This is a genomic window from Hufsiella arboris (genome assembly GCF_009834875.1).
Taxonomy (GTDB): domain Bacteria; phylum Bacteroidota; class Bacteroidia; order Sphingobacteriales; family Sphingobacteriaceae; genus Hufsiella_A; species Hufsiella_A arboris.
Genome location: NZ_WVHT01000007.1, coordinates 165,795 through 178,484, shown reverse-complemented (window position 1 = coordinate 178,484; position 12,690 = coordinate 165,795). Strand labels below are relative to the sequence as shown.

6 protein-coding genes are annotated in these 12,690 nt (G+C 41.8%); 2 read left to right on the top strand and 4 right to left on the bottom strand.

The annotated features are described in order from the left end of the window. Window positions 1-8 precede the first annotated feature (8 nt). Complete coding sequence (locus tag GS399_RS15250) at window positions 9-827, bottom strand: energy transducer TonB (protein WP_160845505.1); 819 nt, start codon at window positions 825-827, stop codon at window positions 9-11. A 271-nt stretch (window positions 828-1,098) separates the two neighbouring features. Between GS399_RS15250 and GS399_RS15245 the strand changes: the two genes are divergently transcribed. Next, window positions 1,099-3,270 (top strand): glutamine synthetase III family protein, encoded by a 2,172-nt coding sequence (locus GS399_RS15245; protein WP_160845504.1) that lies wholly within the window; start codon window positions 1,099-1,101, stop codon window positions 3,268-3,270. A gap of 669 nt (window positions 3,271-3,939) precedes the next feature. Beyond that, window positions 3,940-5,118, top strand: a complete 1,179-nt coding sequence (locus GS399_RS15240) for an AIR synthase related protein (protein WP_160845503.1) — start codon at window positions 3,940-3,942, stop codon at window positions 5,116-5,118. A 64-nt stretch (window positions 5,119-5,182) separates the two neighbouring features. Here the strand turns inward: GS399_RS15240 and GS399_RS15235 are convergent, their stop codons facing one another. From GS399_RS15235 to GS399_RS15225, 3 genes are all read right to left on the bottom strand, one after another. Then, window positions 5,183-5,536, bottom strand: coding sequence for a hypothetical protein (locus tag GS399_RS15235; RefSeq protein WP_160845502.1), 354 nt, complete (start codon window positions 5,534-5,536; stop codon window positions 5,183-5,185). A gap of 281 nt (window positions 5,537-5,817) precedes the next feature. Beyond that, entirely contained in the window at window positions 5,818-9,162 is a 3,345-nt protein-coding gene (locus GS399_RS15230; protein ID WP_160845501.1) for a TonB-dependent receptor, read from the bottom strand. Window positions 9,163-9,375: 213 nt separating this feature from the next. Further along, on the bottom strand, window positions 9,376-12,681 hold the full coding sequence (locus GS399_RS15225; protein WP_160845500.1) for a TonB-dependent receptor: 3,306 nt from the start codon (window positions 12,679-12,681) through the stop codon (window positions 9,376-9,378). Window positions 12,682-12,690 lie beyond the last annotated feature (9 nt).

Genomic DNA, 12,690 nt, shown 5'->3' with positions numbered 1-12,690 from the left:
TAGGCTTCTTATTGCATTTGAAAAGAAATTGGAATCGTGTATTGTACACGCACCGCTTTCCCGTTTTGTTCGCCGGGTATCCATGCCGGTGATTTCTTTATTACTCTCATCGCCTCTTCATCGCAACCAAAGCCAAGCCCTTTCATAACTTTTATATTAGAAAGCCTACCGTCACGTTCAACTATAAAACTTACAAACACTCGTCCGCCTATATTATTCTCCACTGCATTATCAGGATAACGTAAGTTGCGGCTCAGGTATTTATAAAATTCTTTTTCACCGCCCTGGAATTGCGGCAGCTTCTCGACCGATTCAAAAACAGCATTAGGATCGGCCGTTTCAGTACCCTGCATGCCATTTCCTGCAGAGGGATTTATTTCCGGAGTTTGTGTTCCGGCCGGATCACCGGCTTTGTTAATTTTTCCAATCAGCGAATTAGTGAGATCCTCGATTGCAGGAGCTTCTTCAATAACCTCTTCCCGCTTTACAGTTTTAAAGGTGGTAAACTTTTTCGTATCAGCTTTCGGCTTTTGGATGGCAGCCGGCGATTCAGTATTCTTAGGAATAATAACTTTATCCGGAAGTATGACGTTGGTTACTTTAAACTCATTATCCAGTTTGGCAACGTCTGCCAGTGTTTTTTTGCCTTTTGATATCAGGAAAAAAACGACCAATGCCGACACCAAAAAGCCGGTTGTTAAAAGTGCTTTAGTCATTCGTTGTCCGTAATGATGCCGGAGTTCATAAGCACCATATTCCTTGTTACGATTTTCGAATACAACATCGAGCCACTCGATTTTGTACAGATCTGATTTGAAAAGGTTCATAAACTGTTTTCTTTCATGATGCGGAAAGAAAAAGAATTCCATAAACGTTATATATCACTGTTTATCAATGATGTGAAGACACCATTTAGTGGAATTAATCATTTTATACATTATAAGAGCTATACTAAAAGTGAGAAAAACGTCGTTGCAAGATTTTTTTGAACGATTTTTATAATTTTTCAATTTTTTTTAATTTTTATCAAACATTTTAGATAATTTTCCATCCGAAAAGGAAATTCATTAAAAACTTATTATTATTTCATAATAAACCATGTCAAACCTCCGCTTTCAGGCTCTTAATGCCGTACTTACCAGGACGATTCCTGAAGTAAAACCACCATCACACAAAATATCTGAGTATTTTGGTATTAATGTTTTCGATAAAAAGAAAATGAAAGAGTTTCTTTCGAAGGAAGCATTTGAAAGTGTAAACAACTCAACCAACTTCGGCACACCGATGGACCGTGAAGTTGCTGAACAGGTAGCTTCTGCAATGAAAGCATGGGCTATAGGTAAAGGTGCAACTCATTACACCCACTGGTTCCAGCCATTAACCGGTACTACTGCTGAAAAACATGATTCTTTTTTTGAGCCATCTGGTGAAAGCGGTCTTGAAAAATTTTCGGGTGAGGCATTGGCTCAGCAAGAGCCGGATGCATCAAGTTTTCCAAACGGCGGCATTCGCAGTACATTTGAAGCCCGTGGATATACTGCTTGGGATCCTTCATCTCCGGCATTTATTATCGGAAAAACTCTTTGTATTCCAACGGTATTCGTTTCATACACAGGTGAAGCATTAGATTATAAAGCACCATTGTTAAAAGCATTAGGTGTACTAGATAAAGCTGCGGTATCAGTTGCTCAATATTTTGACAAAAGCATCGAAAAAGTAAATGCATCTCTGGGTATCGAACAGGAATACTTCCTTGTCGACCTTGCTTTATACAATGCACGCCCGGATCTTTACCTTACAGGAAGAACGTTGTTCGGCCACATGTCGGCAAAGAACCAACAGTTAGAAGATCATTATTTCGGTTCTATTCCTGAGCGTGTACAGGCTTATATGCAGGATATGGAAACCGAAGCATTAAAACTGGGTATTCCATTAAAAACACGCCATAACGAGGTTGCTCCTTCTCAGTTTGAGTGCGCGCCGATTTACGAGGAAATCAACCTTGCAATTGACCACAACCAATTGTTAATGGATTTGATGGACAAGGTTGCCCGCCGCCATAATTTCAAGGTGTTATTGCACGAAAAACCTTATGCAGGCATTAATGGATCAGGAAAACACAATAACTGGTCATTAATAACCAATACCGGTAAAAACCTTCTTTCACCAGGTAAAACGCCAAAAAACAACCTGATGTTCCTTACATTTTTTGTAAATACTGTTAAGGCTGTTTTTGAACATTCAGATTTATTACGTGCATCTATCGCATCTGTAAATAATGATCACCGTTTAGGTGCCAATGAAGCGCCACCGGCAATCATTTCTATCTTCCTTGGAAGCCAGTTGAATGATGTTTTAGATGAAATCGAAACTTCACGCGTAACATCTAAAATGAAGCAGGAAAATGCTTTATGGACTAACATCCCTAAAATTCCGCAAATCCTGTTAGATAACACTGACCGTAACCGTACTTCTCCTTTTGCCTTTACCGGCAACAAATTTGAATTACGTGCGGTAGGTTCATCTGCTAACTCGGCAAACCCAATGACGGTTTTAAACCTGATCGTTGCGGACCAGTTGAACAAATTCAAAGTTGAGGTTGACAAGCTTTTGAAAAAAGGCGAGAAAAAAGATGTTGCCTTGATGACCATCATTAAGAAATACATCAAGGAATCGAAAGCTATCCGTTTTGAAGGCAATGGATACAGCGATGAGTGGGCTACAGAAGCTGAAACCCGTGGTTTAGCAAATATCAAAACCACACCGAAAGCTTTGGATGTTTTATTAACTGACACTACAGATAAGCTGTTTGAAGAAACCGGCGTTTACAGCAAACGTGAAAACCACGCCCGCCACGAAATTTTATTGGAAAACTATTACAAAAAACTTCAGATCGAAGCGCGTGTAATGGGCGAGCTGGTAAACAACATCATTATCCCTACCGCTATCGGCTACCAAACTGAGCTAATCAACAACGTTAAAGGTTTGAAAGATATCGGTTTGGGAGAAGATACCTACGCTGCACAGTTGGATATCATCAAGAAAATTTCAACGCACGTTAACTTCATCAAATCAAACGTACACGATATGATCGAAGAACGTAAAAAAGCGAATGTTATCGAAGATGCGCGTGAGAAATCAATCGCTTACGATGAAAAGGTAAAATCATTCTTCGATCCGATCCGTTACCATGTTGACAAACTGGAGCAATTAGTTGACGATGCAAAATGGCCGTTACCTAAATTCAGAGAGTTGTTATTCATCAAATAGAATCAACCCAAATAACAATAGCAAATCCCGGGAGTAATTCCGGGATTTTTTTGTTTATGGAGAAGGAACGAGTTTAAGATGACTGACAATTTTAACAAATCAAACGCTGGAATATTAAAGTAAAGTAGCTGTACGTTTGCTTGCAAAGTAATAATCAAGAAACTGCAATGCTGACAAAATATTTCTTTAGATTTTAGACTTGAAAACCAGCGGTTAGCACAAATATCAGTAAGCAGCCGCGCTTTACGCTCATACTTCACAGGCCTTAACCACCTGGCCGGTATCCGCTTCAATCGCGTTTATGATGAATGTTTGTGCAACAATAGCGCCGCATTTCTTCCGATGAAAGTATGTCCCGACTGTTTTAAACCCGATCAGCATGGAAAGCTTTTTTGGCGCAGAATACCTTCGGCTTTAGAAAATCATTGACAAAAAACTTGAAATAAAGAGCGGGACTGAAATGACCAATATTAGGCAGGTATTGTTTTTCTAAAAGACTTTAGCGACCGGCGTGGGATTTACACATAATCAGACGTCTATTCCTAAAACAACTTCTCTGCCATTTGACTATTTATACCGCCTATCAACGATCTATTTTTTACTTTTGTCCCGCACAGATATTGAGATATTACTTCTCATATCTCAGTACTCAAATCTCATATCTAAACAATGTCCGATACCAAATACAACCAGCGCGGCGTTTCTGCCGGGAAAGAAGATGTCCACAACGCCATTAAGAATATCGACAAAGGAATTTTTCCAAAAGCGTTTTGCAAGATCATTCCGGATATTTTAGGAGGTGAAGCCGACTGGTGTAATATTATGCATGCCGACGGCGCCGGAACAAAGTCGTCGCTGGCCTATGTGTACTGGAAAGAAACGGGTGATATTTCCGTTTGGAAGGGTATCGCGCAGGATGCGATCATTATGAACCTCGACGATTTGCTTTGCGTTGGAGCTATTGATAACATCCTGCTGTCGTCGACTATCGGCCGCAATAAAAACCTGATCACAGGCGAGGTGATTGCCGAGATCATCAACGGCACGGAAGAGATTTTAAGCGAGCTGCGTGAATTGGGAATCGGTATTTATTCAACTGGTGGCGAAACTGCTGATGTCGGCGACCTGGTGAGAACCGTTATTGTCGACTCGACCGTTACCTGCCGCATGAAACGCTCAGACGTTATCTCGAATGACCGCATTCAGGCTGGCGATGTAATCGTTGGACTGGCATCTTACGGCAAGGCAACGTACGAGAAAGAATATAACGGAGGCATGGGATCAAACGGCTTAACCTCCGCACGGCATGATGTTTTCCATAAATATATTGCCGAAAAATATCCGGAAAGTTACGACCCGGCGGTTCCTTACGAACTGGTTTTCGCTGGTAATAAAAAGCTGACTGATGTAGTTGCGGTTGAAACCGGAGAGGCCGTTGATGCTGGCAAACTGGTATTATCACCTACCAGGACTTATGCTCCGGTAATAAAAACAATCCTCGACAAATATCGCAGCCAGATAAACGGCATGGTGCATTGCAGCGGTGGTGCGCAAACCAAGGTGCTCCATTTTATCGACAATTTGCATATCATCAAAGATAATTTATTCCCTGCTCCGCCCCTGTTTAAGCTGATACAGGAACAATCGAACACCGATTGGCAGGAAATGTATAAAGTTTTCAATATGGGGCACCGGATGGAGCTATATGTTCCTGAAGAAATCGCAGGCGGCCTGATTGAAATTTCAAAAAGTTTCGGAATTAATGCGCAAATAGTTGGGCGCGTGGAAGCTGCTGACACAAAGCAGGTGACAATAAAGTCGGAATTTGGAGAGTTTGTTTATAATTAAGAATTAATCAAAAAAAGCAAAGAGCCGGCAATAAACCGGCTCTTTGCTTTTTTGGCGGCTTGGGCTACCTGGAAGTTTCATTAACATCGAATCCCCATTTACCGATATCAAGGCAAATATTCCTTTCGGACGAAATCAGCAAATCTCGGGAAGCCATTACCATCCGGTTAATATGAGCGAACAATATATCCCGCTCTTCGAAAGCTTGTTCCGACTGTTTCTTCAGAGATTTTGCTTCGCGGTGTTTATCGAGCGCAATCGCAATTGTCGGTCCTGTCGCGTTCCAGTTATATCCTTGTAATGCATTTAAGGGGCTGGCTTCGCCGTCTTCCAGGTGCTGCTGAAAAATCAATTCAGCAAGAGATAATAATTCTTCGATGTTTTCGGGTGCATTACCCCCTGAGGTTTGGTTGGGCATTTTTTGATAAGAGCTTTTGGTTGAAAGTTCATACAAGATAACCCTACAAAAAAGTAAAAGCAAGCGTAAGATTTTAACATTTCACAAAGAGTGTTAAAAACGATAGCCGGTTGATTAACAGGAAGCCATTTCAATTCAACCGAAACGCAGTTCTTTTCAATGGAACAATTTTGATCAGCAAAAATATATCCGGCTAAATAGCTGAAAACGCGCACAGTACCAACAAGAAAGCCGCCCCGGTTATCCCGAAGCGGCTTTCTTGTTTATTCAATCAACCTGGATTAGTTGAAAATGTATCTGAATCCAAATTGCATATAGTAAGTTGACAACGTCGTTTGCAAATCATTCACTGATTTAGTGATCAGCTGATTTTGGTAGGTAGCTAATCTGAATGTTGGCTTAGTAGTGCCGCCTGGCGTAAGGTTAGCTGTGTTGGTTGGAACAAGGATACTGCTGTTATTGACAGTTTGAACCAATCCCCAATCCTTATTGATCAGGTTTCCGATGTTGAAGACATCCCAGGTAAACTGGAAAGTATTTTTCTTACCTCCAACATTTTTGAAGATATCCTGAGTGAAACGAACATCCACCTGATTTCTCCACGGAAGTTTTGCACCATTTCTCACAGCATATTCTCCTTTATGTGAGCTCAGGTATTTATCCTGGTCAACATAAGCAAAGAATGCAGCACTTTGTTGTTCCGGTGTATAAGTAACGGCAGATGCGCCGGTACCAACGGTTAATGGAACAAATGTAACTTCAGACGCATCTTTAGGTATATAAATCAAGTCATTAACCTGACCATCTCTGTTAAAATCGGTGCTATAAGTATAAGAATAACGGCCCTGAATTGATCCTTCATAGAATAATGAGAACTGAGTGGCCAGGCTCTTCAAATATTCTTTACGGAAATTGATACCTGCAATAACACGATCAGGAACTACGTAGCTTGCATAGCTTAAGGCAGGATTGTTAGGATTTCCGGAAATGTTATTTAATGACCATGTATTTAACAACTGGTCACCGTTACCGTCATAAATGTTCTTTGCTTCGCTTCTTGTATAAGCAACAAACGCCGATAGTCCGTTTGAGAATTGCTTATCCAGCTTAGCTGTTACAGACCAGTAATAACCTTTATTTTTAACGTTATGTAACTGGATTGCGTTAAATGCACTTGCATCATTGCTTGAAGTAACTACAGGTTTCCCATCAACGGTAGTTCCCGGAGCAACAGGCAGACCTTTAATTAACGGATTGATGAATTTTTGTGTGTTAAAATTCGGATACATCGGGCGGCTATCCGGGTAACCGGCAACGTTTAATGCAGTTGGCTCAACCAGGTTAGGGTTTGTACCTAACGCGACAATTAAATCCTTTGTGTAAATCCCTTCTAACGTTCCAACAATTCCCCATGGCAATTTTGCATCAACCGCTAAACTGCTTTTCCACGACTGAGGGTTTTTGAAATCCGGAGCGATAGAACTGATGGTACTTGGAATGGTTGTTCCAGCGGCCGGAGGAGTAGCTGGAAGATATTTTGTTGGGTCCGGGCTAAATGGACCTGGTACTGTATTACCCGAATAAGTTTGGGTGATTTGTAGCAAACCTGAGTCGCCTGACTGCGAAACGATCCAAACAAATGGAACACGTCCAGTGAAAATACCTGAACCACCACGAACTTGTACAGATCTGTCTCCCATTATATCCCAGTTAAAGCCTAACCGTGGAGAGAATAAAAGTTTTTGATCTGGCAAAACACCGGTGTTAATTTTCTCACCATTAGCGAAGTTTAATCCGTAAACTAACTCATGAGTTTTGATTTCGCTAACATCCGGATAAGTTGGCAACTCGACACGAAGGCCGGCAGTTAACTTAAATCGGTCAGAAATTGTGAATTCATCCTGCGCATAAGCTGAATATTGAGCAAACTTAAAGCTAGGGAAAGCCTGAGCAAAACCTGGTGATAGCGAGTAAGTGATGGCGTAGTCCGTCGGTAATTTTCCACCAACAAAGTCAGCCCATGAGTTAAAGCGGTAGTAACTTGTCGCAAAGCGCTGGAATCCGTTTTTAGTCTGGCTGAAATCCGCCTGAGCACCCAAGGTAATAGTATGTGACCCCAGATACATGTTGAAGTTATCTAAAACAGTATATGTTGTTACATCTCTCAAATTTCCTTTTGTAAACGGCTCGTAACCAAATGAAGTAAATGGAGTACCATCTTTAAGGATGTCAACAAATGGAAAATCACGGCTATCAGAGCTTCTTGGGTCATTCTGGTGAGAATAGCTTCCTCTTAACGTATTAGAAAATTTGCTTCCAAATGTAGAGTTCAACTCTGCAGCTAATGTGTAAAGGTTAGCTTCCTGGTAGTAGTTCGAATTTGAGAAATGCAGTGCATTGATGCTTGTACGGCCGGTTGCTGTTGCAAAGTTAGTTACTGGCGAACTTGAGGTACTTGGAAAACTTGGATTCGAGCTTTCTACCTGGCTGTAACGTACATTGAATCGGTGGTTTTTAGCAATGTTCCAGTCTAAACGAGCAAGGAATTTTGTGTTGTCTTGTGCAAATGCGTAACCCTGGTATTCACCTGGCTCATATTGATAATTAGTTACCAGATAGCTTTTAATAGCATCCAGTTCGGTTACACTCGGACGAGCTACTACAGTTCCACTTGGCGAATAAGGTAAGGCAGCAGTAGAAGCAATCCTGTTCTGTCCAGGTACTATTTGCTTGTTCTTTTCTGCGTTTACAAAGAAGAATAACTTATTTTTAATAATCGGTCCACCCAATCTGAAACCATAAGTGCTGATATTAGTTCTCTGAACAGGAATGCTTACATCGCCAACCTGGTCACCTTGATAAGAGTTATTTCTGAACAGATAATAAGCTGACCCCGAAAAGCTGTTAGAACCTGAACGTGTAACAGCGTTTACGGCAGAACCAATAAATCCTGACTGTTTTACATCATAAGGAGTTACGTTAATCGAGATTTCTTCAAGGGCATCAAGCGAAATTGGCGATCCGTTAGCCGGAAGGTTGGTACCGATACCAAAAGAGTTATTAAAATCAGAACCGTCGACAGTAATAAAGTTCTGACGATAGTTACCGCCACCTATTGCACCACTATTAGCCGAAGATGCCTGCGGAGTGATACGTGTCATATCATTTAAGCTGCGGGAAATAGTAGGTAGCGAGTTGATATCTCTGGAGCCAATATTGGTGGTTGTTCCAGTTCTTTTTGCATTTAAAACAGACCTTGAGTTTGTAGCAGTTACAGCTACTTCACGTAACTCTGTTCCGGTATTTTGCATAACCGCATTTAAAGTGAAAGGTTCACCCAGTTTCAAATAAATGTTTTCGTACTTCAAAGTTTGATAACCCACATAGGTTATCTCAATAAGGTAAGGTCCACCAACCCTCATATTGGGAATAGTAAACCGTCCGTCACCATTGGTTGACGAACCATAAACGGTTCCCGTAGGCTGGTGAGTTGCTTTCACGGAAGCGCCGATCAAAGTTTCCTTTGAATCTTTAACACTACCCGTTAAACTGCTCGTCGTCACCTGAGCAAAGCCGGCAAAAGCCGTCAGGATCAAAACAAGCGATGAGAGTAAAAACTTCTTCATAAAGTGTTTTTAAATGAAATTTAGTTATGTGAATTTTGCGCAAATATAGACAGGTTTTCTCATAAATTTCATATTTATAAGTCTTTCTATGTTAACAAATTGTTAACTAAATCGACTGTCTAAATATTTTCTTGTTTTAAGCAAAAAAGGAAACATATTTAAACAATAAAGCCACCTAAAAGGTGGCTTTATGCTATCGTAAATAAGAAATATCTAATTAAAGATGTATCTTAAACCAATTTGCGCCTGCCAGCGTGAAAGCTGGGTTGTCAGATTCGTATAAGAATTTGTAAGAGGAATCTGATTACTGCTGTCAAGATAAGGAAAAGAGAATGTTGGCTTGCCTGTTCCCGCTTCTAATCCTTTATATGTTAGCAATGTCGGCCGGGTTAGCACCCTGTAAACGCCCCAATCCTTGTTAAGGAAGTTTGTAAAGTTAATGATGTTAAACTCAACACGTATGGTATTACGCTTTGTTCCGGCTTTAACAAAGAAATCCTGGGACAGGTTAAGATTGATATTGTTGAAGTATGGCAGCACTACGCCGTTTCTTTTGGCATACTCTCCCCTTTTATCATGAAGATATTCATCCTGCTTAATATAAGAATCTAATTGCGCCCATATCTGCGCAGGTGTACGTGAGTCTACCGCTCCTTTTGTCGGATCAGTGTTATCTGGCACGAGAACGATATCCACCGATGTTTTTGGCACATAGATCAAATCATTGGATGTTTGTGCATCGCCGTTAAGATCGCCCGAATAAGTATACGATGACACTCCATTGTTTGCAGATTCGAAGGTCAAACCGACCGATGTTGCGAAATATTTAGCGTATTCCTTGCGGTATGAAGCTGTAGCGATCACACGGTTCGGCATGTAAAAATTCGAATAAGAAGTAACATCAGCGTTCGGGTCACCTGAAACCACACGGTCTCTCCATGTTGATTGTGCGATAGAACCACCATCGTTAACAGTTCTCGAGTCGGAATGAGTATATGCCAAACTGAAATAGAATGCCGAAATCGTTTTTTGAACCTGGGCGGTAACAAAATAGGTGTAACCCTTATTTGTATTTGACAGCACAGTAACGTCAGATATGTTCGGATTCTGAGCGGTGTTCCCCCCCTGCGCAGCCGGTATTGAGCCGTATATCTGGCTCGCACTATACCTGATACGGTTATCCGAACCCGCTAAAGCTGCTCCGGTTGACGGCAGGTTGATATTCTGATACATTATACCGTTTATATCCTTACTGAATGATCCTTCAAGGGTTCCGATAATTCCCCATGGTAGTTTTTTATCTACCGCAAGGTTAGCTTTGAACAGTTTAGGAAATTTAAAATCAGGATCAGTAACGGCAAGGTTATATGAAGTACTCGCGATACCCGAACCTGCTGCCGGCCTGTTCGCGTCAACATTCGGATTAAAAGCAAGACGTGGATCAGTAGCTAACACGCCGCCTGTACCTGGCTGGATAGAATACGAACCGAACTGAACACCATTGTTACTTGCCTGGTTTGAGATGTAAACATATGGAGGCGGACCAACAAATAGCCCTAAACCTCCACGCAATTGAATGCTCTGGTCGTTTTTGATATCCCAATTAAAGCCGGCTCTTGGAGAGAATTGTATTTTGGCATCGGGATATTTAGCTACATCTACATGCTGGCCGTCGCGGAAGGTTAAAGCAGCCGCGTTAGGATTTGCCTGCGACGTTGTATTATAAGTTGGCAGGTCAAAACGTACACCGTATGTTAAACGGAAATTATCTTTTATTTGCCATTTGTCCTGTCCGTACAACGAATAAGTAGCCACTTTTACATCTGCATAAGGGAATGACGCGTCAGGCAAAGCAGAATATCGGAAATCATATCTCGCAGCATTCGTTAATCCCGTGTTAGCCGAGTTATAAAAATCCGTTAAGCTGTTAAAACGATAATAACCGTAGTAGCTCGGTGCAAAACCGTTCCTGAATTTGTTCAGTTCGGCAGCTGCACCTACTGTAAACTCGTGTTTTCCCGCAAAAATCTGGAAGTTATCAGAAAACTGCCAGGTATCTGTATTTAACAGGTTAAATGCAGTGAACGGCTCATATCCAAAAGATGTCAACGTAGAACCGGACTCAAGAATATCAACCAAAGGGAATGGTGAGCCTCCCGGTGAAGAACGGAAATCGCGTAAAGCCTGGTACCCAACAGTCAACTTATTTGAAAACTTGGCGCTGATGCGTGAGTTCAACTCGGCTATACCTATGTTGAAATTATTGTTGATAGTATAATAAGAGGAGAAGAATGGCAATGTTAGTGCACCCGGACTACGTGATGTAAGCGCGCCCGAAGCACTCGGAGGAACATCTCTGAATGACTTCAGATAGAAATATTTCAGTGACAGGCTATTTTTTGAGTTGATGTTCCAGTCAAGCTTTGCAGCAATACGATCTGAATTGGTACGAAGGTTATAATTCTGATAGGCTCCGGGATCGTATCCATATTTTGTGGTCAGGAAACTGCTTAACTGATCCATGTCTGCCTGCTTTGGGCGGGCGATATTACCGCCCGTAACTTGTCCGGCTTGTGCCGCCTGTAAAGACGTTGCAGGGTCGTTATTGCGTTCCTGCTCACCCGATACGAAGAAGAATAATTTGTTCTTGATAATCGGACCACCTAAACTTACACCGTACACGTGGTAATCTACCGTAGGCTTCGGAACTTCTGTCGTAAGCGTATTCCGGCCTACTAAATCAGCTCCTCTCCAATAACCATATGCGGTGCCTTTAAATTGATTGGTACCTGATTTTGTAACCGTATTGATACCAGCCCCGGTAAAGCGGCCTTGGGTAATGTCGTAAGGCGACAGGTCGACCTGGATTTGCTCAATTGCATCAAGTGAAATTGGCTGAGAGTTGGTTTGACCGCCAAGGCTGCCCGCAAGTCCAAAAGTATTATTAAATAAAGCTCCGTCAACTGTCAGGTTATTTGCGTTAGTACCGCGACCACCAAACGAGTTTCCGCCTACAGCTGTAGAATTCGCGCTCGGAGTAAGCTTGGTATAGTCTGATAATGAACGACTGATAGTTGGCAAACGATCAATCTGGCTGCGTGTTATAGTTTCCCGAGTTCCTGAACGGGAAGCATTGATCACTTTGTTTTGAGTTCCGGTAACAACTACCTCTCGTAAGGCGGTAGCATTATCGGTAATCTTAACATTCAGTTTGTAATCCTGGCCGATAGTCAGGTTTATTTCGCTTTCGCTGTAAGTCTGAAAGCCAATAAAACTCACTTTAACCGTATAGGGACCACCGATCCGCAGGTTGGGCAGGTTAAATCGCCCGTCGCCACGGGTTGAAGTGGTGTAGTTAGTTCCCGTTGGAACATGCAGTGCCTGAATGGTCGCACCTGCAACTGGTTCGCCTTTGGTATCTGTAATCAAACCACTCATGGAAGCGGTGGTTACACCTTGAGCGAATAGCGCTGCAGTAGCAAACATTAAAACAACTGTAAAAAGTAGAAACTTCTTCATATTTTTTGA